The organism is Microbacterium foliorum (assembly GCF_006385575.1).
GTDB classification, from domain to species: Bacteria; Actinomycetota; Actinomycetes; order Actinomycetales; family Microbacteriaceae; genus Microbacterium; species Microbacterium foliorum_B.
The window spans coordinates 143,439-165,593 of the sequence record NZ_CP041040.1 but is presented as its reverse complement, the minus strand read 5'-3'; the positions used below and the strand labels follow the sequence as shown (position 1 = coordinate 165,593).

21 protein-coding genes are annotated in these 22,155 nt (G+C 66.7%); 6 read left to right on the top strand and 15 right to left on the bottom strand.

Annotation, left to right across the window (positions count from 1 at the left end; genetic code table 11):
- Positions 1-37: 37 nt before the first annotated feature.
- Together FIV50_RS00825 and FIV50_RS00820 are read right to left on the bottom strand one after the other, a co-directional pair.
- Positions 38-859 (bottom strand): GSU2403 family nucleotidyltransferase fold protein, encoded by an 822-nt coding sequence (locus tag FIV50_RS00825; RefSeq protein ID WP_219846234.1) that lies wholly within the window; start codon positions 857-859, stop codon positions 38-40.
- Positions 844-1,992, bottom strand: coding sequence for a hypothetical protein (locus tag FIV50_RS00820; protein WP_140035770.1), 1,149 nt, complete (start codon positions 1,990-1,992; stop codon positions 844-846). Before FIV50_RS00820 ends, FIV50_RS00825 begins: the two co-directional genes overlap by 16 nt.
- A 347-nt stretch (positions 1,993-2,339) precedes the next feature.
- On the opposite strand from FIV50_RS00820, the gene FIV50_RS00815 reads away from it, so the two are divergent.
- Entirely contained in the window at positions 2,340-3,341 is a 1,002-nt protein-coding gene (locus FIV50_RS00815) for a magnesium and cobalt transport protein CorA (RefSeq protein ID WP_140035769.1), read from the top strand.
- Positions 3,342-3,395: 54 nt separating this feature from the next.
- On the opposite strand, the gene FIV50_RS00810 is transcribed toward FIV50_RS00815, so the two are convergent.
- The gene (locus FIV50_RS00810) at positions 3,396-3,869 is read right to left on the bottom strand and encodes a cytochrome C5 (protein WP_140035768.1); all 474 of its coding nucleotides are present in this window, start codon (positions 3,867-3,869) and stop codon (positions 3,396-3,398) included.
- Positions 3,870-3,910: 41 nt separating this feature from the next.
- On the opposite strand from FIV50_RS00810, the gene FIV50_RS00805 reads away from it, so the two are divergent.
- The 5 genes from FIV50_RS00805 to FIV50_RS00785 all read left to right on the top strand — a co-directional run bounded on the left by FIV50_RS00805 (position 3,911) and on the right by FIV50_RS00785 (position 7,319).
- Positions 3,911-4,642, top strand: a complete 732-nt coding sequence (locus FIV50_RS00805; RefSeq protein WP_140035767.1) for an SGNH/GDSL hydrolase family protein — start codon at positions 3,911-3,913, stop codon at positions 4,640-4,642.
- 398 nt (positions 4,643-5,040) lie between these two features.
- Entirely contained in the window at positions 5,041-5,400 is a 360-nt protein-coding gene (locus tag FIV50_RS00800) for a PadR family transcriptional regulator (RefSeq protein ID WP_140035766.1), read from the top strand.
- 1 nt (position 5,401) lies between these two features.
- On the top strand, positions 5,402-5,773 hold the full coding sequence (locus tag FIV50_RS00795) for a DUF1048 domain-containing protein (RefSeq protein WP_140035765.1): 372 nt from the start codon (positions 5,402-5,404) through the stop codon (positions 5,771-5,773).
- Complete coding sequence (locus FIV50_RS00790; protein ID WP_140035764.1) at positions 5,770-6,555, top strand: ABC transporter ATP-binding protein; 786 nt, start codon at positions 5,770-5,772, stop codon at positions 6,553-6,555. The genes FIV50_RS00795 and FIV50_RS00790 overlap by 4 nt, the downstream gene beginning before the upstream one ends.
- Positions 6,552-7,319, top strand: coding sequence for an ABC transporter permease (locus FIV50_RS00785; RefSeq protein ID WP_140035763.1), 768 nt, complete (start codon positions 6,552-6,554; stop codon positions 7,317-7,319). Before FIV50_RS00790 ends, FIV50_RS00785 begins: the two co-directional genes overlap by 4 nt.
- Positions 7,320-7,530: 211 nt before the next feature.
- On the opposite strand, the gene FIV50_RS00780 is transcribed toward FIV50_RS00785, so the two are convergent.
- The 12 genes from FIV50_RS00780 to FIV50_RS18005 form a co-directional block, all read right to left on the bottom strand.
- Positions 7,531-8,991 carry a lipase maturation factor family protein gene (locus FIV50_RS00780; protein WP_140035762.1) on the bottom strand — a complete coding sequence of 487 codons (1,461 nt, stop codon included), beginning with the start codon at positions 8,989-8,991 and terminating at the stop codon, positions 7,531-7,533.
- Positions 8,992-9,197: 206 nt separating this feature from the next.
- Positions 9,198-10,118: a glycine betaine ABC transporter substrate-binding protein gene (locus FIV50_RS00775; RefSeq protein ID WP_140035761.1), complete on the bottom strand. Its 921-nt coding sequence runs from the start codon at positions 10,116-10,118 to the stop codon at positions 9,198-9,200.
- 80 nt (positions 10,119-10,198) lie between these two features.
- A complete protein-coding gene (locus tag FIV50_RS00770) occupies positions 10,199-11,233 on the bottom strand; it encodes an ABC transporter permease (protein ID WP_140035760.1) in 1,035 nt (344 codons plus the stop codon).
- Positions 11,233-12,567 carry a quaternary amine ABC transporter ATP-binding protein gene (locus FIV50_RS00765; protein ID WP_258184353.1) on the bottom strand — a complete coding sequence of 445 codons (1,335 nt, stop codon included), beginning with the start codon at positions 12,565-12,567 and terminating at the stop codon, positions 11,233-11,235. Before FIV50_RS00765 ends, FIV50_RS00770 begins: the two co-directional genes overlap by 1 nt.
- A 344-nt stretch (positions 12,568-12,911) precedes the next feature.
- The gene (locus tag FIV50_RS00760) at positions 12,912-14,114 is read right to left on the bottom strand and encodes a class I SAM-dependent methyltransferase (protein ID WP_140035759.1); all 1,203 of its coding nucleotides are present in this window, start codon (positions 14,112-14,114) and stop codon (positions 12,912-12,914) included.
- Between the two features lie 98 nt (positions 14,115-14,212).
- Positions 14,213-15,193, bottom strand: a complete 981-nt coding sequence (locus FIV50_RS00755; RefSeq protein WP_140035758.1) for a hypothetical protein — start codon at positions 15,191-15,193, stop codon at positions 14,213-14,215.
- A gap of 11 nt (positions 15,194-15,204) precedes the next feature.
- A complete protein-coding gene (locus tag FIV50_RS00750; RefSeq protein WP_181164280.1) occupies positions 15,205-15,993 on the bottom strand; it encodes a signal peptidase I in 789 nt (262 codons plus the stop codon).
- A gap of 58 nt (positions 15,994-16,051) precedes the next feature.
- Positions 16,052-16,864 carry a SipW-dependent-type signal peptide-containing protein gene (locus FIV50_RS00745; protein ID WP_140035756.1) on the bottom strand — a complete coding sequence of 271 codons (813 nt, stop codon included), beginning with the start codon at positions 16,862-16,864 and terminating at the stop codon, positions 16,052-16,054.
- A gap of 84 nt (positions 16,865-16,948) precedes the next feature.
- Positions 16,949-17,938 carry a hypothetical protein gene (locus FIV50_RS00740; RefSeq protein ID WP_140035755.1) on the bottom strand — a complete coding sequence of 330 codons (990 nt, stop codon included), beginning with the start codon at positions 17,936-17,938 and terminating at the stop codon, positions 16,949-16,951.
- Positions 17,935-18,618, bottom strand: coding sequence for an alternate-type signal peptide domain-containing protein (locus tag FIV50_RS00735; protein ID WP_140035754.1), 684 nt, complete (start codon positions 18,616-18,618; stop codon positions 17,935-17,937). Before FIV50_RS00735 ends, FIV50_RS00740 begins: the two co-directional genes overlap by 4 nt.
- Entirely contained in the window at positions 18,615-21,560 is a 2,946-nt protein-coding gene (locus FIV50_RS00730) for a hypothetical protein (protein WP_140035753.1), read from the bottom strand. Before FIV50_RS00730 ends, FIV50_RS00735 begins: the two co-directional genes overlap by 4 nt.
- A gap of 301 nt (positions 21,561-21,861) precedes the next feature.
- Positions 21,862-21,999, bottom strand: a complete 138-nt coding sequence (locus FIV50_RS18005; protein ID WP_219846233.1) for a helix-turn-helix domain-containing protein — start codon at positions 21,997-21,999, stop codon at positions 21,862-21,864.
- Between the last annotated feature and the right edge of the window lie 156 nt (positions 22,000-22,155).

Sequence of the window (22,155 nt, the reverse complement as noted above, 5' to 3'; positions counted from 1 at the left end):
GAACCTGCTGAAGCGCGAACATCTGGACGCAGAGTCATCACTCATTGAGGGATCGCAGCAGATCGGCCGCGAGAACGCTTGCTGCGAGCGAAGTCTGAGCCGGATCGCCGATACCTGCCTCCGCCCGCCCCGCCATCGCCGAGCCGGGCGCACCCGCTCCCTCGGCGAAGAGCTCTTGGAGCATAACGAGTGCCCGAGACGTCACTCCAGCACTCACGTCGTGCCTGAGCGCACCGTCAATCCCATTCTTGAGTGCGCCGGTCGGCGTCGCAACGAGGATGCGGAAGATGTCGTGCGCGTCCTTGGCGTCGCTGCGACGAGGATCATCCAGGCGTTCTCCTACCTTGTGCAGCTTCGCGACGAGTAGAGCTGCAGCGCCCGCCACCCGAACATCGAAGACGCGGCTATCGCCTGCCTCGTACCCTCCAACGGTCATGATCGAGTTGTCGACGAGCGCGGCCTCAAGTCCGACGGCTTTGCGCATCGCACTGCTGTCGTGTGGAGGAAGGGCCACGCTCCGTCTTCCAGGGCCTGCAACGGCGGCAGGCACCATGACGTCAATCGGCACACCCCGACCAGAGAGCCATGCGCCGGGATTCGAGTTCCGGGGGTCACGCATCAGGCCACCTTCCGTCAGTACCGCTTCCAGAAGAGGTGCGGACTCGAGACGGCGAGGATCAATAGCGAGATCCGCATCAGTCGTGAACTCTGCAAGGGCGACGGCCGCCGTGCCCGTTCGAAGGTAGATGGCTTGCGCGCCCACAAGAACAACCGATTCGCGGTGGGTGCCGAGCGCGTGCAAAGCGTCGAGCAGACCCGAGCGCGCCAGTATGGTTTCCGGGTTCAATTCAGTCGCCAAGAGCCTTCATCCTCCTTCATCCATCCGATAAGCGCCTCCGCCTCAGCGGGATCGCGCCCGGGTCCGTTCAGGAGATCGACCGCAGCTTGCGCCGCCGAGACTCGCGTCACGCCGTTCTCGAGCCTTCCTGTGCGATCGAGATGCACAGATCCAGCCTTGCGTGGTTCGAGCAATACAACGTTCACACCCACTTCTGTGGGGTGCAGCCCCCACCCCGCCGCCTGACTTTGCGCGTCATCGACGTAGACGAACACAGATCGCGCGGGGGCGACTGCGATCCAATCCCGCGACGCGACCGCTCCGGTCACGGCGTACTTGTCGCCCCGGTCGCGGAGGGTCGTCTGGAAGTGCTCGATGCCTCGCGGGTCGAGGTATCTACTGACAGTGTTCTCCTTGAGGAGGTCGTAGTCGACCGCCCACGCGCGCAGTAGTCGCTCCCATGAGGGCACCCGCCAACGTCCGTCACCTTCACGCTCGACAAGACCCTCGCCATCGAGATATTCGAGCACCCGATACGTCGCGCCTGTGGACGCTCCAGACGTATCGATCAGCTCACTCACGCGCCACAGGCGCGCGAAGTCGAGCAGCGCCCGCACTACCCTCGCCGCCGGGTCGCCTTTCAATGTCCCACGAGGACGCCCAGAAGCGCGCCAGGGATCCTTATCCGCGCCCCGATCCGCGAGATAGAACCCCGGATCGATGGCCGACAGCATCATGTTGCCGGTAGCGTCCGCGTACGACACTCCCGCTCGTTGCAGGTTTTCGCGCACGGGCGGAGGGATATACCGCGAGACGAGCAATGGGATGGCGCCGTGAGCCCGCGCTCGCTCGTGAAGCACTTGGAGCACGCCGAGGGCGTGTCGGCCACTGGGAACAGTCGCCTTGACCTCGATGATCACCTCAGCCGCTCGGTGATCTGGTGACACCAAGACGAACAACGCATCCGCACCACCACGCTCTCCGATGGCCCCACTCGGATCGAATGTCCAGCCGGGTGGCATCCTGTCGCGAATCCGCTCGGTGACGAGACGCAATACCTGACTCTCGGTGGGTGCTGAACTCATCAGCGACGCTTCCTTCTGATAATCGCGCGAATCCGCACCGCGCGGAATCGTGAGGTTTTCAGAATACACCAGGATTCTGAAAAGTCGTCTTTTCCGCAGATGACGGAGGTACGAGCTTTTTCGAATCGTGCGGAGTCCCGCCACTACACCCATGGATCCCGCGTCCAGACGGCGGGAGTATGCTGGCACACCGGGTCACGTGACCCCTTCAGAGCGCGAGAGGCGGTGATGGCGATGTCCGGTGATAGTTGCGACGCCGCCTTCGTTGCGTCGCGTCTGACCGCATCCGTGCGTTGAGCTTCGGCTCCGCACCCGCAGGTCTTGCTCCGCAGCCGTCGGCGGCGTCTTCCGCCCCCTGACGAATTCTGCGCACGCCCTCTCTGATTCGGCGTGCGCCTGCGAGAACGGAGCCCATCATGGCCCTCATCGACAACGGCGTGTACGTGCACGGACGCCGAGTGGAGACCCCGAAGAACCTCGACGAGACCTACCGGTCGCTCGACGCCCACGGCGGCATCGCCTGGATCGGCCTGTATCGACCGAGCCCCATCGAGGTCGCCTCCGTCGCGCGCGAGTTCGACCTGCATCCACTCGCCGTCGAGGACGCTCTCTCGGGCCACCAGCGGTCGAAGGTCGAGCGCTACGGCGACACGCTCTTCGCGGTGCTGCGCCCCGCCCGCTATCGCGACGAGCAGGAGTCGATCGAATTCGGCGAGCTGCACCTGTTCGTCGGCCCCGACTTCGTGGTGACGATCCGCCACGCCGAGTCTCCCGACCTCGCAGCGGTCCGCCGCCGCATGGAGGCGCACCCCGAGCTGCTCGCGATGGGGCCCGAAGCCGTGTTCTACGCGATCCTCGATGAGGTGGTCGACGGGTACGAGCCGATCGTCACCGGGCTGCTCAACGACATCGACGAGATCGAGGACCAGCTCTTCGGCGACAGCGATGACGACGCCCTCTCGCGCCGCATCTACGAGCTCTCGCGCGAGGTCATCAACTTCCAGCGGGCGGTGCATCCGCTCGCCGGGATGCTGGAATGGCTGCGCCGCGGGTCGGAGAAGTACCGCATCGACGAGGAGCTGCAGCGGTCGCTGCGCGATGTGCTCGACCACGTCATCCGTGTGAACGAGCGGGTCGATTCTTTCCGCGCGATCCTCGAGAACGCCCTCACCGTGCATTCCGCTCTCGTCGCACGACGGCAGACCGAGGCAGGGCTGGCGCAGAACGACGAGATCAAGAAGATCTCCTCCTGGGCGGCGATCATCTTCGCGCCCACGCTCGTCGGCACGGTCTACGGGATGAACTTCGAGATCATGCCCGAGCTGCACTGGGCGCACGGGTACCCGATGGCGATCGGCGCGATGGCCGCCTTCGCGGTCGCCCTCTACGGGGTGTTCAAGTACAAGAAGTGGTTGTGAGGCCCGGCGGGCTCGGCGGTCGTCGCCGGTGAGCCCGCCGAGGTCGTCGACCGTCTAGACCTCGGCACCGTCGCGGTCGCGCACCTCGATGTTGGCGACCTCGAGGTCGTCGTCGAGCTGCACCAGGATCCGCGAGTCCGGAAACTGCCTCGGCGCGTCGAAGGCGATCAGCACCGCGTCGGCGAACACCACGACGGAGGTGGCTTCGAGATCGTCGCGCAGGTCGATCTGCTCGAGCACCGGCTCATCGTCGACCGCCTCGTCGATGTCGTCGGCGACCTCGTCGATCACCGCACGCCACCGCGTCTCGGACACCGACAGGATGCGCGTGATCGCCTCGATCAGCGCGTCGTCATCGAGGGTCTCCTCGTCGTCCTCCAGCTCGGGGTCGACATTGACCTTCACCACCGCACCGGCGGCGTCGATGGTCGCCCGGCCGTAGACGAGACCGTTCTCGGCGACCGGATCATCGAGCAGGCCGCTGTCGACGATGCGGGCGAGCAGGTGGTCGAGCAGTGGGGAGGACATGAGACCAGTCTTCCACTCACGCCGCCGCTAGGCTCTAGGGCGTGCCGAATGCAGTCTCCCCCGCCTCCGCCGCATCCGATCTCAGCCGCATCGCGGCGTCGCTCGCCGGCCCCGAGCCGCTGAACTGGGTCATCACCGGCGACTCGATCACCCACGGACTCGTGCACACGCAGGGCGGCCGCAGCTATGCCGAGCATCTGCACGAACTGATCCGCGGCGAGCTCGCGCGCACACGTGACACCGTCATCAACACGGCGATCAGCGGACACCGCCTCACCGACATCCTGGACGACTGGGATCGCCGCGTCGCAACGTGGCGGCCCGACATCGTCACCCTCATGATCGGCACGAACGACATGGCGACCGGCCCCGATCGGGTCACGGTCGAGGCCGCCGCGTTCGCCGCCTCGCTGCGCGAGTTCGTCTCACGTGTGCGCGCATCCGGCGCTGTTCCGGTGCTGCAGACCCCGCCGTCGATCGACGTCGCGAACGCCCCCGGCCGCGAGAGGATCGCCGAATTCGCGGATGCCGTGCGCCAGGTCGCCGCGAGCGACGATGTGATCCTCGTCGACCAGCACGCCCGCTTCACCGAGCTCGGCAACGGCGGAGTGCCGTGGGGGCTGATGGGCGACCCGTTCCACCCGAATGCCGCGGGTCATGCCGCGCTGGCGCTCGAACTCGCGAACGCGCTCGACATCTGCCCGCAGCCCGACCGAGACCGCATCCTGCCGCTGCTCGAGGCGCAGGTCGCGATGGCGCGCCTCAACGGCTGACCGGCTCGCCGCCCGGCGGCGCCCGCAGCGCCCCGCGTGGCGACGCGGGGTCATAAACGCACCGCGCAGGCCCGTTTCTGATGCGAAATCGACCCCGCATCACCACGGACATGCGAAATCGACCCCGCATGGCCGGGACGACCCGAGCGGGGTGAATCGAGGTTCCCCGGACAGCATCCCTCTCGAGCAGCGTTCACAACTCAGCATGGATGCTCGGTTCCCCTGCTGATTTCGCCCGCTCAGCGGTGATCTGGGCAATCGGTGCTGAGTTGCGCACGGCGCCACCTCGTCACTTCCGAAGAAGTTTAGTATTCGGTGTTGCTAAGTACCAGTACTCAGTGTTACTTTGTACCGGTACCCAGCAACACTGAGTACTGAACCAACGAACGGAGGCCCTCATGGGCAAACAGATGACCGAGATGCTCAAGGGCACTCTTGAAGGCATCGTCCTGGCCCTCCTCGCCGAGCAGCCGGCCTACGGATACGAGATCACGACCCGCGTGCGTGACCACGGATTCACCGACATCGCCGAGGGCACGATCTACGCCCTGCTCGTGCGCGTCGAGCAGAAGAAGCTCGTCGACGTCGAGAAGGTGCCGAGCGAGAAGGGGCCACCTCGCAAGGTGTACTCCCTCAACCCGGCAGGCACGCAGGAGCTCGGGGAGTTCTGGAAGACCTGGAGCTTCCTCACGCAACGCATCGACAGCCTGCGCACCGACGACAAGAACAACACCGACACGAACAACGAGGAGAACTGACATGGCCGCGAAGTGGATCGAAGCGATCACCGGATCGCTCGAACAGAAGAAGCAGTACCGCGATGCGAAGAAGCGCATCGACGCGCTGCCCGAACCCTACCGGTCGGTCGCCAGCGCCCAGCACCGCTACACGATGTACTACGGCGGTATCACCGACGGCGACACTCTCGTGCAGATCTTCGTCGACCTCGCCGACCTGTGGGAACGCGCCGCCATCGGCGCGACGCCGGTCACTGACATCGTCGGCGACGACGCGGTCGAGTTCGCCGAGACCTACGCCCGGGCTTACGGCGGCACCCAGTGGATCGACAAGGAGCGCGCCCGCCTGATCAAGGCGGTCGACGACGCGAGGAAGAAGGAGACACGATCATGACCAGCGCCGCCATTGCCGTTCGCGGCCTCGAGAAGTCCTATAAGGATCTTCACGTGCTGCGCGGCGTCGACTTCGAGGTCGAGAAGGGATCCATCTTCGCCCTGCTCGGCTCGAACGGCGCAGGAAAGACCACCGTGGTGCGCATCCTCTCGACGCTGCTGAAGTCGGATGCCGGCACAGCCGTCGTGCAGGGAGTCGACGTCGCCGCCGATCCGCTCGCCGTGCGGCAGAAGATCAGCCTGACCGGGCAGTTCGCTGCGGTCGACGAGATCCTGACCGGACGAGAGAACCTCGTGCTGGTCGCGAAGCTGCGGCACCTGCCCGACGCCGCGAAGGTGGCGGACGACCTGCTTACGCGGTTCCGCCTGACGGATGCCGGCGCTCGCAAAGTCGGCACCTACTCGGGCGGCATGCGCCGTCGCCTCGACATCGCCATGAGCCTGGTCGGACATCCCGAGATGATCTACCTAGACGAACCGACGACCGGACTCGACCCCGAGTCACGCATCGAGGTGTGGGACGTCATCACGGAGCTCGCGAACACCGGCACCACGGTGTTGCTCACCACGCAGTACCTCGACGAGGCCGAGCAGCTGGCCGACCGCATCGCGATCCTCCACGAGGGCCGGATCATCGCGAACGGCACCCTCGCAGAGCTCAAGCGCCTGCTGCCCGCGGCGAAGGTCGAGTACGTCGAGAAGCAGCCCACCCTCGAGGAGATCTTCCTCACCCTCGTCGGCCCGAAGTCGGGCTCCACAACCGGAAAGGAGAACGCAGCATGAGCACGCACTTCGTCGCCGACACCGCGACACTCACCGGCCGCTCGATGCGGCACATCTTCCGCAGCCCCGACACCATCATCACGACGGCGGTCACGCCGATCGCCCTGATGCTGCTGTTCGTGTACGTCTTCGGCGGCGCACTCCGCGAGAGCACCGGCGCCGAGAACTACGTGAACTACCTGCTTCCCGGCATCCTGCTCATCGCCATCGCATCCGGCATCGCCTACACGGCGTTCCGGCTCTTCAACGATCTGCAGAGCGGCATCTTCGAACGGTTCCACTCCATGCCGATCGCGCGATCGAGCGTCCTCTGGGCGCACGTCCTCACCTCGCTCACCGCCAACGGCATCACGCTGGCGATCATCTTCGGCGTCGGATTCCTGATGGGATTCCGCACCGGAGCCGACCCGCTCGCGTGGCTCGCCGTCATCGGCATCCTGTTCCTCTTCACCCTCGCCCTCACCTGGCTGGCCATCATCGCCGGTCTGAGTGCGAAGACGGTCGACGGGGCGAGCGCCTTCTCATATCCGCTGATCTTCCTGCCGTTCATCAGCTCGGCGTTCGTGCCGACCGAGACCATGCCCGGCCCGGTGCGATGGTTCGCCGAGAATCAGCCGGTCACCTCGATCGTCGACACCATCCAGGCGCTGTTCGCCGAGAAGCCGGTCGGCACCGAGATCTGGGTCGCCCTCGCCTGGTGCGTCGGCATCCTGATCGTCGCCTACGTGTTCGCGATCATCGCCTACCGCAAGAAGGTCAGTTGAACGTCTGCAGTGAGACGGAACGCTCCGTCCGGGCCCCGCGCCCGGCCGGGGCGTTTCGCCGCGCTCGGCGCCGGGTCTGGGACGCCCCCGGGGGAGGAGAACTGCGCCTCGGGAGGAGGAATCAGCGCGGAAGCTCCGCCCGAAGAGCAGTTCTCCTCCCGAAGACGTGAGCCAGAGTGACGGATGCCGACAGAAGAGGCCGCCACCCGGCCTACTTCAACCCGAGCGGCCCCAGCACGATGCGCCGCCGGGTGCGCACCCACACCACACCGTCGGAGCGCCGCTCGGTCCGCGTCGCGAAGCGGTAGCGATACGACACCGCTCGCACCCATCGAGGCTGCTCGCCGTCGAACGGGTCGGTGCGCAGCAGGGCGAGCGTCGGGGCATCCGCCTCGAGCAGCCGCAGCAGGAACACCGTGAACCAGTCGTCGAGTGAGCGCCCGACAGGCAGGAACCACATCAGCCAGTCGAGTCGCAGGTGGTACGGGGCGAACTGGCGGGGGACGCGGCGCACATCACCCGGCTTTCCCTTGAACTCGTACTCACGCCACAGCAGCCCGTCGTCGTCGACCGACCCCTCGACCACGATCTCGATGCGCTCCTTGGTCACGGTGCCGAACGCTCCGTAGGCATTGCCGATCTGCCACCTGTTGAAGCTCGCGTTCATCAGCTGACGGTGCGCGAACAGATTGCGCAGGGACGGCCAGCTCAGTGTCACGACGAGCAGTCCCACGGCGGTGGTGATCACGAACCAGTACAACGGGATGCCGGGCCAGAGAGTCCCGTCCGGATCCGCTCGCTCGCCGACCGGCATCCCGATCGCCGAGAAGGCGATGACGATCGTCACCCAGTTCAGCCACGCGAAGTTGCCGGTGGCGACGAGCCACACCTGCGTCGCGATCACGATGACGGCGGCCACAGCCCCGATGATCTGCGGCACCGGCCCGGGAACCCACGCCGACAGCAGCGGCGCGAACACGAAGAAGGGCACCACCAGCTGCGCGAAGTGGTTGCCGACGACCTCGCCGCGGTGGAACCACCGGGGCAGCAGATGCGCCTGACGGCTGAGCGGACCCGGCATCGGCTGCGTCTCGTGGTGATAGGTCAGGGCCGTGAGGTCGCGCCACTCCTGCCCGCCACGGATCTTGATCATGCCGGCGCCGAACTCGACCCGGAACAGCAGCCACCAGAACAGCACGATCACGACGGTCGGCGGCGGCTGGTCGTTCGAGCCGAGGAACGCGGCCAGGAACCCCGCCTCGAGCAGCAGCATCTCCCAGCCGAACGAATAGAAGGTCTGACCGATGCTGACCACCGACATGTATCCGAACCACAGCGCGAGGAAGCACAGCATCGGCACCCACGGCGGCCCCCACTGCGGGACGCCGATCACGAGCAGCGCCGACACGACGATCCCTGCCCCACAGAGCAGCGCGAGTCGCCGATCGGAGTATCGGATGCGGAGGAAGAGGGTCGGATGCAGCATCCGCCGCCGCTCGCTCTTCTCGCCGATCCAGTCCAGCAGCACCGGCGCCGGCAGCAGTCCGTGCTCGCCGAGGAGCGCACGGAACTGATTCAGGGTCGAGAGGAACGCGACGAGATACAGCGCCGCGATGCCCCGCTGCAGGACCTCGCGAGCGAACCCGAAGTCGACCGCCGCGAACCCGTCCACGAGCACAGGCTACGCTCGCGGCACCACGCCGCGGAGGGGGTTGCGCCACCGCCTTCGTCGCCACCCGTAGGCGCTCGTCGAGCGAGCCCGGCGAAGCCGAGCGAGACGAAACGCGGCACCGATGCACGATCGGTACCGCGTTTCGTCTCAGTCGACTCCGTCGTCTTCGCTCAACGACCGAGGGGTCGGGTCAGCTGAGTGCTGTCTTACTCGGTGACGACCCAGTCGAAGTCGTCGCCGTGCTCTTCGAGCCACGCGTCGACGGCATCCGCTTCCTTGCCCTCGCCGAACTCGTTCACGACCATGTCTTCGAGCGAGCCGTACTGCGCGTCGTCGAGCTTGATCTGCTCGATCAGCTCAGCCGCCTCGGGGTACTCCTCGGCGAAGCCCTTCGTGCCGAGGAAGTGCAGGGCCTCGGCCTCGCCCATGGCGCCCTTGGGGTCTTCGAGGTCCTTCACGGGGAAGGCGTCGTTGGCCCAGAACGGACGCCACAGCGTCACGACGATGTCCTCCTGCTTGTCGGTCGCGGACTTCAGCTCGGTGAGCATCGCCGCGGTCGACGAGGTGACGAGCTCGTACTCGCCGTCGAGACCGTACTCGGGCATCATCTTCTGGGTCTGCGCCGTGAGGCCGGCGCCCGGCTCGATGCCGAAGATCTTGCCGTCGAGCTCGGCGCCCTTGCCCGCGAGATCCTCGATCGAGTTCAGGTCGGAGTACTCGGGAACCGCGAGCGTCAGCTTGGCGTTCTCGTAGTACGCGCCGAGGTCTTCGATGTCATCGCCGTAGGTCTTCATGTACTCGGCGTGAGTGAGCTCGGGCCAGGCCGACGGGTAGATGTCGACGTCACCCTGAGCGAGTCCGGTGTACAGCGGGCCCGCCTCGGTCAGCGTCTTCATCTCGACCGTGTAGCCGATCTTCTCGAGCTGATCCTGCAGCAGGTAGGCGGTGCTCAGGCCGTCGGTCCACGAGGGCAGGAAGCCCAGCGTGATCGTGCCCTTGTCGCCCGATCCGGTGTCGCCGCCGCCCGAGCCGCCACCGGTGCCGCCGGTGCCGTCACCGCTGCATCCGGCCAGGGTCAGGGTCGCTGCGGCGCCGATCGCCGCGATGGTCAGGAGCTTCTTCTTCATGTGTATCTCTCTCGTTCCGTATGTATGTGCTGTGTTGCTGTGTACTGCTGTGTTGCGTGTTCTCTTGTGGGAGGGATGAGTCAGTGCACGCCACCGCCGACGGCGGTGCGACGTGGGGATTCCTTCAGTCGCTCGGCCGCGTCTGCGGCATCCTTCGCATCGGCTGCCTCAGCCGATGCGGGAGCGGATGCCGGAGCGTCGGCCGATGCCGATGCCGATGCGGATGCCGCGGCGAGGCGCTTCTGCGTGCGACGACGCGCCAGCAGGCCGAGCAGCGACGAGCGGTTGCTGCCCAGGTCGCCGAGCGCTGCCGTGACGCGGTCGAGGAAGACGGCGATGAGCACGACGCCCAGACCCGCCTCGACGCCCTTGGCGATGTTGATGGTCGAGATCGCCTCGACGACGATCTTTCCGAGGCCGTCAGCACCCGCCATACCGGCGATGACCGCCATCGACAGCGCGAGCATGATGACCTGGTTGACGCCGGCGAGAATGGTCGGCATCGCGAGCGGAAGCTGGATGCCGCGCAGGATCTGACCCGGCTTGGCGCCGAACGCCTGGCCCGCCTCGACGGTCTCGGAGTCGACTCCGCGGATGCCGAGCTCGGTCAGTCGCACACCGGGGGGCAGCGCGAAGATCACGGTCGCGACGAGTCCGGGAACCACACCGATGCTGAAGAACACGATCGCCGGAATCAGGTAGACGAACGCCGGCATGGTCTGCATGAAGTCGAGCACGGGCTTGAGCACCGCACGCACGGTGGCGTTGCGGGCAGACCAGATGCCGAGCGGCACCGCGATCAGCACAGCGATCACCGCGGCGACGAGCACCAGGGCGAGCGTCTGCATCGCCGGCACCCACAGGCCCATGGCCACGATGAGCACGAATGAGATGACCGTGCCGATCGCGAGCTGCCACGAACGCACGAGCCACGCGATGAACGCGGCGATCACGATGATGACGACGAAGTGCGGGCTCAGCAGCGCGCGGGTGAGCCCGTCGACCAGGAAGCTGACGACGAACGAGATGACGTCGAGCAGGCCGTCGAGGTTCGTCTTGATCCAGTCGACCCCTGTCGCGATCCAGCTGCCGAGGGGAATGCGGAAACCATCCATCAGCGCACCTCCTCTGTCGTCTGCTGCGTTTCGTCTCGGTGCTGCGCTCCTCGCTCAGCGACCGGCGGGTCGGCGGTCCATCCGTCGTCGAGCACGGCATCGATCTCGGCCTGCGGCATCGGCAGCAGCGGCAGGGTGAGCTCGCCGGTGGCTCCGGGGCCGGGGCCCAGGGCGGCCAGCAGGGTGATGCGCGGGATCACGCCGGTCAGGCGCCCCGCGGCATCCACCACTGCCAGCGGCAGCGGCGACTCCACCGACGGGATGAAGAGGTTCATGAGGACCTCGTCCTCGCTCACGCTCTGAGGCACCGGCTTGATGATCGACTCGAGCGTCGACACGCCCTGACGCACCAGCTTGACGGCATCCCGGTCGGTGACGATGCCGAGCAGCTTGCGATCGCGACCCGTGACGTAGGTGGCCGACATGAACGCGTCGCGCATCTGGCGCAGCGCCGTGCGCGGACCGGCGGTGTCGGCGACGACGGGGCGCGGGCGCTCCATGACGTTCGCGGCCGTGAGCACGCGGGCGCGGTCGACATCCTGCACGAACTGCTCGACGTAGTCGTTGGCCGGGTCCATCAGGATGTCCTCCGGCGTGCCGATCTGCACGATGCGACCGTCGCGCATCACGGCGATGCGGTCGCCGAGGAACATCGCCTCATTGAGGTCGTGGGTGATGAAGACGATCGTCTTCTGCAGCTTCTCCTGTAGTTCGAGCAGCTGCTCCTGCATCTCGCGGCGGATCAGCGGGTCGAGGGCGCTGAACGCCTCGTCCATGAGCAGGATGTCGGAATCGGCGGCGAGCGCACGGGCGATGCCCACGCGCTGCTGCATTCCGCCCGACAGCTCGGACGGCAGCTTGTCGGCCTGCCCTTCGAGACCCACGAGCGAGAGGATCTCGTCGGCCTTCTTCAGCCGCTCGTCCTTGCCGACGCCCTTGAGCTCGAGCGGGTACGCGACGTTCGCGGCGACCGTGCGGTGCGGCAGCAGTGCGAAGTGCTGGAACACCATCGAGATGCGATCGCGGCGGATCTCACGCAGTCGCGACGACGGGATGCCCGTGATCGGGTCGCCGTTCACGACGACGGATCCGTCTGTCGCCTCGTGCAGCCCGTTGAGCATGCGGATGATGGTGGATTTGCCGGAGCCCGAGAGGCCCATGATCACGAAGATCTCGCCCCGGTTCACGGTGAAACTGGCGTCGATGACGGCGGCGGTTCCTGCGTCGCCGACCTCGGATCTGCTCTCACCGGCCTTCAGTCGACGGACGGCACTGCTCGGATTCTTCCCGAACACCTTGTACAGATTGCGCGCTTCAAGAGCGATTTCGGACACGTTTCCCCTGCGGCTCGGCTTCGGGGGCTGAGCCTGCTTCGGTTACGCCCGGGTGATCCTCCCGGCCGTTTCGACATGGTGCTGTGGCGGCGCGGACGGCGGATTTCGGATCCACCGCGATAGAGCATCGACCGTACGTCCACGCCTCTTCGCAGCACAGCACATTCGAAAGAAGGACGTGATCGCGGACTGGTCTTCGGGCCGTCAGGCCCATCAACCAACGTAACGAAATGGCCGGTCAGGGGCAAATCCGGCAATTCTATCGGCGTTCAGTTTCGGCGGCTGACCGGGGGATTGCGCGGGTTTCGGACGCGCGTGCGCGGTCGGGCGTGGCGCGGATGCGGTCAGCGACGGATGCTGCGCGTCACCGTGAACTTCGGAGTGCGATGCACCTGTTCGGTCGCGCCGATGAGCCGGGTCAGCTCGGCGCGGTAGCCGAGTGACGAGTTGAAGACCGTGAACAGCTCGCCGCCGGGGCGGAGGACGCGGGCGGCGGCCTCGAACAGACGGGTCGCGGCTCCGGTGTGCACACTGCTGCCGAGGTGGAACGGCGGGTTGAGCAGCACGATGTCGGCACTCGCGTCGGCGAGCTCCGAACCCGCGTCGTCGTGCATGACCGTGACGCGTTCGGCGACACCGTTCACGGCGACGGTGGCCTGTGCCGAAGCAACGGCTGCGGCGGATCGGTCGGTCGCGATCACGCGCGCGTCGGGGTGCGCGAGGGCATATGTGGCGGCGAGTGCGCCGGTGCCACAGCCCAGATCGACCACGACCGGGGCGGGGCTCGACTCTTCGCCGTTCACAACGCAGCATGAATCGGCCGCATCGGCCGATTCATGGGCATTCTCCGTCCGTTCCGGCTCATCCGTGCTGAGTTGTGAACCGGCGAGGCCGAGCACCTCGAGCAGCACGCGCGTGCCGATGTCGAGGCGCGCCCCCGCGAAGGCACCGCCGTGCGCGACGAGCACCAGGCCGTCGTGCCGCGCCGTCACAGGGAACGGCGGCTCTGCCGGCACCGGCCGGGGAGCGGATGCCACGACCAGCCGCGACTTGCGCTCCGCGCGCTCGGCCTGCACCTGCATGAAGCTGCGCCCGAGCACCTCGTTCTGCGCGATCGTCATGTGCTTCACACGACCGCCCGCGACGAGCACGACATCGGGCGCGGCCCAGCGTGCCACGGCATCCGCGATCTCCTCGAGCTCTGCGAGCGCCTTGGGCAGCTGCAGCAGCACGAGTCGTGCACCGTCGAGCAGAGTCGCATCGAGCTCGTGCGACGAGAATCCGGTGAGATCGAGCTCCGCCGCATTGCGGACGAGCGCGCGACGCCCCGTCGCCAGGTCCTGGTGCACGCGTATGCCGTCGAGTCCGGCCGAGGTCAGCGCGAGCGTGATCGCACCGTACTCGTCGCCGATGACCGCGATCTCTCGCCCATCAACCCCGAGCGACAGCGCGCGCTCGACGAGCAGCAGATCGGTCGCGTCGTAGGCCTGGAGGTTATCGGCCTCGACGTCGGGCCGGCGGCGCAGGCGGCTATAGGGGAAGTCCACCCCTCAAGACTAGGAGCGCCCGAGCCGGCGAGCCAGAACGAGGCAAGGCAAGGCACGTGCCCGCCCCGTTCGACGGCCCGTCCCGAACCGACTTGGTCCTAGGCCGGCAGGGCAAGGGCGGCGCGAAGGGGCGCAGGTGCGCATCCGATGCACAGCGTCTCTCGATCACCGGATGCGGTGCGCCGAGCGACCCAGGGTGCGCCTCGTCCGATCGCGTCATCACACCCGTCGCAACGGCGACGGCGAGCGGCCAGCAGGAGCAGCCCTGTCGCAGCGATGCCGAGCGCGAGAGCCACGAGCGCCGCGGCGATCGCCGCGCTGCCGCCCGTCGCCGCAAGGATCGGGGGTGTCGTGCTCGAGTCACCCTCGAGCTGGACCACGACGTCGAACAGCAGCTCGGTCGATTCAGCATTCGCGCTCATCTGAGTGGTCAGAGCCGCCGGCACGTCGAAGCCGACCGTCACGGGAACATCCGTATCGCGCGGCACCTGCACCTGCACGAGTTCGGGGCGTCCGTCGTCGAGCGCGAGCAGATCGGAGAACGGCGCTGAGCCGCTCACGCCGGCGATGTCCCAGAAAAGCGTGACGTGGTCGCCGAGTTCCGGGTTGGCGGCCAGGGCGGGCACGGTCTCCGCCAGCACGAGACCGACAGCCATGACGCCGTCGGACGGGCCGTCGTTGCGAACATGCAGGGTTCGAGAGACGTGGTCTCCTGGCGACACCAGACGCTCGCCCACGAAGCTCGCCTGGGCAGTCGCGTATTCGGAGCCTCGCCAGTCCAGGTGAACCGTATGCCCATCCCAGCGGCCCGAGACCAGGTCAGCCTGGGTGGCGTTGCTCGATGTGATGCCGGCGGTTCCCGTGGCGTAGGTCTCGGCCCCGGCAGCCCCGCCGGGAGCTTCCTCCGTCGGAGTGCGAGTCCCGAAGACGGTGGCGCTGGCGGGGGCCATGGACAACCCCAGCGCGATGAGGACAGCGAGCACCAGGGCGATGGCGCCGAGGAATCGCGCGCCGCGCGCCAGTCGCGATGGCTGCCTCAGAGAGTAGCTGTCGCCGGAGACGTCGATATAGGCACTCATGGGTGTTCCTCTCACGGAGACGTTGAAGCGGTTGCAGTTGAGTGAAATTTCTGTTCCAGAAGCGCGATCTCGCGCTCACGAAGAGCAAGCTCTCGCTCACGAAGGTCCAGTTCTCGTGCCCGGAGCGACGCGTCAGCGCCGGGCTCGCGGTTCCCGTCAGGAGACGGCGGAGCCGTATCCGGCGCAGTCAGCGCCCCTGCTATGGCGCGAACGCGCGTTCGCGGGCGTGCCCGATCGAGTGCGTAGACCCCCGCTGCCACGAGGGCGAAGATCGAGAACACGAGGATCTTGTTGTCCTCGACCCAGCTCCGCGCCCAGCCCACGGCGGGAATGCCGTACATGAACAGGCCACGCACCTGCTCGGGAGAGACGGGCTCGTCGGGGGCCGAGTTGGCGTCGCCCTGCAGGATGAGTCGACAGGAAGTGCCGTCCTCGTAGTTGCCGACAGTCTTGGCGATGACACGGTGGGTGATGAGTGCCGGGTCGTTCGGGGTGGGGTAGTAGGTCACGATGTCGCCGATCGAGACGTCTTCGCAGACCTCCTCCGGGGCGATCCCCCGCACCGCGACGACGTCGCCGGGCCCGAGGCCGGGCTCCATCGAACCGGTGAGCACGGTGAGGCTGTCTCCCCCGAGGATGCGAGGGACGAGGAACAGAGTCGCGATGACGACGATGATGACGCCAGCTGCGATCGCCCCCAGGACGGCACCGAGCGCCTGCCAGAGCGAGCCCGGCACCCGAGCCAGACGGAGGCCGGCGCCGGGCCGGGTCCGGGGAGATCTGATTCGGTTGCGAGGCACTTTCTTCTCCTTGACGTGGGGCACCCGCTGACGCGGGTGCCCCACTGCTCGGAACTGCTTACTTGAACTGCGAACCCGTGTCGCGGACCTGGTCGAGCTGCAGCTTCAGCTCGGCGAGGGTGTCGACGGTCAGGGCATCCTCGCGGGTACCCGTGGCTGCGTCGGTCTGATCCGAGTAGCTGCCGTCCGCCGCGACAGTGGCCTTGCCGTCGTCACCGGCGGTGCTGTCGAACGTGCCGTAGAGGACCACGGTGACGTCCTCAGAGGCATCCGTCATCTGGAAGACGGTCGACGCTGCAGTGCCACCTGCGGTGGCGACCATGGGAGCGCCGTCGTCGACGCCGTCAGCCTGACCGGTTGCGGGTGCAGACAGGTAGAACAGGCTGCTGTCCGCGGGGACCGCGGTCTCGGAGACGAGCAGTGCGCCCTCGTTGTAGACCTCGTAAGACCAGGTCATGGATGCGTTGCCGTCGATCATGGCGTCCAGACCGGCGACGGAGAGCCTGCCGACGAGGTTGTCGCCCTCGAGCGTGACGTCTGCGGAGAACGCCGCGGCGACCTTGTCACCCGGGACGGCGCGCCAGGAGGCGTCGTCGATCAGGTGGCCGAGCTGAGTGCCGTCGGTGCCCGGGAGGGTGTCGGTCGCGTCAGATCGGTCGGCGGACACGTCGTAGAACGAGGTGTCGGCGGTCTGCACGAGGTTGAGGTCACCGGCCGTGATCTCGCCGCCGGCGAAGACGTCGTTGGCGCTCCAGAGCGCGAACGTCGAGCCCCCCGCAAGGAGCGCGACCGTACCCAGCCCGACCCAAACCAGTCCGCGGCGACGCTTACGCTCCTCCGTGACAACGATGGTTGATGCGTGGTTGTCCATGTTTCTCTTTCTGCTTGTAGCCCCTCTACAAGGGACTGGTTCACCCGACGCCCAGGTAGTCGTCGAGGTCTGTGCCGAACGGTGCTACTCGTTCGAAGTCGTTGTCGCGAAGTGATCGCTGGGCTGCGGCACTGCCGCGTTGAGGTTGGTCACTGCGGGGTCGAGGACGATCGTGATGTCCGGCTCGTTGCTCGGGTCCGGGTACAGCGCCGCACTCCAGACATCCACGTCGCGCGGTCGCGTCTGGTCTTCGGCGACGCCGGTGGCTTCGGCCTCGTTGAGGTAGGTGCCCAGCAACGGCAACGAGGGCGGGAAGCTGACAGACGTGTTCCACGTGTCCAGAGCCCCGTAGGCCTTGCCGTCCTCGGCGGTCCCCTGCGCGTACGCATCATTGACATAACTGCCATCGGGCGCGTTGATGAAGGACATCGCCGCGCACCACGTCTGACTCGATCCGCCGCTGGTTCCGGCGCCCGGCGCCTGGAGCTCATGCTCCTGAGCCTCGAACACCACAACGTTCTTCCGCAGTTCCCCTTCGGCCGCTTCGGGAGTCGCCGGCACATCTGCGCAGCCGCCTCCGGCGTCAGCGGGATACACCTTGAGGGTGGAGTACTTGAGAAGTGTGTTCTCTTCCCCGACCCCGGTGCTCAAGTCATGCACCGAGCCGTCGCCTGCCACCTGCGAGGTGACGGACACGTCGTAGACGAGGCCGGTGATGCCGTCGGCCCATCCGGTGGCATCGAACGTCCAGATGATCGGCGCCGCGTCGGGCCCCGTCTGGCCGAGAACCTCAGCCACCTTCGCGCCCGGAAGGGTGAGCTCGACAGAGGCGCCGTCCTTGCTGTAGACGAGGCCTGTCGAGCCGTCGGTCGGCGCCGCCGCGAAGGCGACCCGCCCGAGGTTGAACGCAGGGATGCCGACGGAGTCATCCATCGCCCACAGCGCGTATGCCGCCGGAACAGTGGAGGCAGCGAGAGCTCCCAGAGCGAGCCCGCCGATCACGGCTTTTGCGTATGCGCGACCGCGGTCGCGCCTGCGCAGCTCTGCGGCCACGCGGTCGGTCTTGCGACTCATGGGTTGCCTCCCTCGACATAGCCGGATCCCTCGCGAAGCTGCTCGAGCGAGATGACGATGTTCCCGGCTGCCCACTGGGCGGGTGCGTCGTCGAGGGACTCACCGTCGACCCAGTCGTAGTCGCCGAGGATCTCTGCAGAGATGACGACCTTCCAGTCATCCGTGACACCTTGATCGGTGCCGGTCAGGCCGCCGATCGCGAGAGTCGTGCCGAAGGGAGCGGATCCGCTTTCTGGCGCGACCTGAACGCCCTCCTCGTTCTCGATGTGGAACGACAGCGCGATCAGTCCGTCCTCGACGTCCTGAGCGGCGTCGCTCCCGTTCGCGTAGTCGACCGCGAGCCCCGCGTTGAGGTTGTCCCCCTGGAGGTACGACTCGACGTTCTGGGTGATCGTGATGACGTCTCCGGGCATCACCCGGAAGTCCGTGGGCGTACCGGTGAGCGGGAGCTCCTCCGGGTTGTCGGTTCCCGGAGAGACCTGACTCCAGGTGGTATCCATCGAGACGAGCCGGAGGTTGCCACCGGTGATGTCGCCGAGGCTGGCCGACGTACTGGCCGACCACAGGGCATACGTCCCTACTGCCGATCCGCCGGCGATGAGCACTCCGACCACGAGGGGGGCCGCGACCGCGAAGCCCGGTCGCCGAAGGCTCCGTCTGCGTCTTTCGCGCGTCGTCACGGGGCCTCACCTGACTCTGCGATCGGGCCGCCTGCCGTGGTGTCCTCGGGGATGAGCGACACGCAGGAGAACAGCTTCACGGAGTCACCGCTTGCCAGCGACGGGACGGTGCCGATGAATCCGGCATCGCCGAGCCGCTCGTCAGAGTCCCTGACCTGGATGTCGCGGAGAACCGTGACCCAGTCGTCTACACAGGTGTTGCTGACGGTGTAGACGAAGCACACGGGCTGTCCGTCGGTGAGTCGGCTGTCGCGCGGAGCGGGCGTACCTGTGGCCTCGATCTGCGCCACGGAGGACGAATCGACGACGTCGATGTACGCGCGCTTCGCGATGTTGATCACCGGGTCGGTGGCGTAGAGGTACGGGGTCACATCCGGCACGAGCAGACCGTCGTAGTTGGTGTCGCCGCTCGCCACGGTCGCCGCGATCGTCGTCTTCGTACCGGCCTCCGCGTCGCCCGCGGCAGCGGTCACCACGATGGCAGTCGTCTGCGACGCTCCGCCGTTGATCACCGGCGCCGGTGTGCTCAGCGACAGCTCGGGCGTTCCAGCGGGCTGGCTGATGCTCGTCGTGAACTTCAGCTGCTCGGTCGGAGCGGGCGCACCGGCCGCCAGCATGTAGGTGAAGTTCTTGCCCCGTTCGTCGCCGGTCACGACCGTGAACTTGCTCGGCTGAGCGGAGATGGGGTTCACGAACGTCACGACGTTGTCGGTGGCGCGCTCGTTCCCGGTGGTCGCTGCACTGATGTTCGCAAGCCCCGTGGGGATGGCGACAGTACCTTCGCCGATGGTCACGGTCACCTGCGCGGTGTCGTCGACGCGGACGACCACATCGAACTGCGTTCCCGAGCTTCCGGCGACCTCCGTGACCGAGACGATACGGGGGTTGAGCCTGCCGGGGTCGATGGTGCTGATGCCGGCGATGACACCGTCGAGTCCCTCGGACGTGGCGCTCGTCGCCTCGAGGACGAAGTCATCGCTGGCCACCGTCGACGTGTCGAGCTGCATCGACGAGGTGAGCGTGAAGTGCAGGTCGCGGGCGTGCGTCTCTTCGTTCTGCGTGGTGGCCTGCGCGATGGTGAGCACCGGACGGCAGCTGCCGTCGATGACTGCGACTCGCGAGTACTGCGAAGCGGCGCCCGTGCCCGGTTCGATCGTCTGCACCCGCAGGGCTCCCGTCACCGCTCCCGAGATCGGGTCGACGGGGCCGACGCCGTTGTTCGTCTCGAGCAGCTCGTCACCGGGCATGGGCAGAGCGACCTGCAGCGTCTGGCGTTCGTCGGCGGCGACGTCGTAGCGGCCGAGGTAGACCTCCGCGTCGTTGCCCTGAGTCCAGTAGACGTCGAGCGCGACGGGCACGGCGGGATAGCGCCCTGCGGTGTAGTCGGTGGTGTTGACCGCATCGGCGGGCGGGGCCACTTCCAGCGGCACCGTGCACTCGGTTGCGACGATCGGAGTGGTCTGGACGTTCGCACTGGTGCGCGCGGTCGGCCACCACGTGTTCAGCTTCGCGTTCGCGGACGCGTTCATGTTGCTGACGAGGGTCGCCGCGACAGAGCCGTTGCCGGTGAACTCCTCGAGGACGGTGTTGGCCTGGCTTCCGGACCGAGCGCCGAACGTGTTGCGAGCGATCTCGACCACGCCGGTCTGAGTCATCCGGATGCCGGAACGGGAGGTGCTGGTCGAGAATCCGTCGAAGTGGTTGTCCACGATCGAGACGCGCGAGTCGGCGAGGTTCGTCGCGGAGTCGGGCGGCTCGAGACCGTCCCAGTAGACGGCCTGGGTGTTCATGGTTCCGGTCGCGACGAACTGGTTGTCTGCGATCGTGCCGGCGGAGCCGATGCGCCTGTCCGTGGGCAGCACGATCGCCGCCGCAGAGTCGTCGACATCGCCGTTGCCCGACATCTGCGTGAAGTCGTTGCCGATGATCTCGAAGCTGTCGAGGGTGGCGTATGCCAGGTCGACCACCGCCTGCCGAGCGCGGTAGTAGGGGGCGGTGAACGCGTTGCCGCTGACCTTCAGCTCTCCCACGGTGGCGTACCGGAGGTCGAGGGCGCGAGCCTCAGAGGAGGAGGAGCGGTTGATGTTCGGCACGACGTTGTCGGTGAACTCGAGGTCCGTGATGTGCTGCTCATAGGCGTCGACCGGCGTCGAGGTGCATCCCGCGGCCGTGCTTCCGTTGCAGGCGCCGGATGCGTCGCCGGCGACGAAGGTGTTGCCGGTGACAGTCAGCCCCTTGACGGGGAACGACGCACTGGTCCCGTCGACCACGCCCCAGTTCCAATCCCTCTCGTTGGAGGCGAAGCCGCCGATCGTGGAGTTCGAGACCGTGATCTCTTCGGCTCCCCCTCGCACGACGAAGAAGCGCTCGGGGTAGTAGGTCCCCGTCTGAATCTCGATCTCGTCGAGGGTGACGCGCTTGGCCATCGGTCCGATGTAGATGGAGGTCTCGCCTCCCCAGACATCGTCGACGGCACGAAGGATGATGTCGGGCCCGTTGAGGTGGAACGGGACGAGTGCGAGGTCGCCTGCTCCTGCGGGATGGACAGTGATCTTGTGTTCCAGATCGATCGTGACCGGCGCGGTGACCTCGTAGCTGGCGCCGCTGTCTCCACCGACGCCACCGGCTACCGCACCGTTCGCCGCGTAGAGGTTCGTGCTCACCATCCGGTTGGCGGCGGTGTTCGTGATCGCGATGTTTCCACCCGCGAAGTCGGGGTCGACCCCGATCTTCACCTCACCGGGGGCGCCGTTCATGGCGTTGGATTCCTGGATGGCCGCGCGCAGAGTGCACGTTCCGACGGTGGACTCGCATATGCCGTCTGTGAGAGAGCCTGCAGCAGCCTCGAGACCGAGGGAGTCGACCAACAGTTCGGTCGCTGCCTGGGCCACATTCGCAATGGCGATGGGTGTGAGCAGTCCCGCTGCGATGGCGAGCGTCACGCCTACAGCGGTGGCCTTCCGGCGGCGTCCGCTATCGGTTCTACGAGTTCGCATTTTCAAAGTTCCCCTACTGCGCAGTAGCGCGGCGATGTCCAGGAGTGGCTGACACGTCTATGACATCTCCGGCTGGCGAGGGAAGAGCCGGGTGCGAGCGATCATGAGTGGTAGAGGATCGAGAATTGGGTATTCGCGTCGGCGTCTCTGAGTGACGTACCCATCATTCGACCGAGAAACCGCCGGTCGACCGATATTTCCCTGAGGGTATCGGGGCGGACCGAGACGTCTGTGGCGTGAGCGATCCTCAGTCGAAGATGCGGGCCAGCTGTTGCCGGCTCGTCGCGCCCACCTTCCGCATCGACCGATGGATGTGGTTCTCCACCGTGCGCACGCTCAAGTGCAGCCGTTCCGCGATCTGCTGATTCGTGAGCCCTTCCGCCACATTCGCGGACACCTCTCGTTCTCTTTCGGTGAGTCTGTGAAACAGGCCCGTGCTCTCTTCATGGTCGAAGGATCCCGGTTGGAAGCGAGCGTCCAGCCACGCCCGCAGTGCGGCGACACGCTCACTCCCCGGACCACCGTCGCTCTCATCGATGAG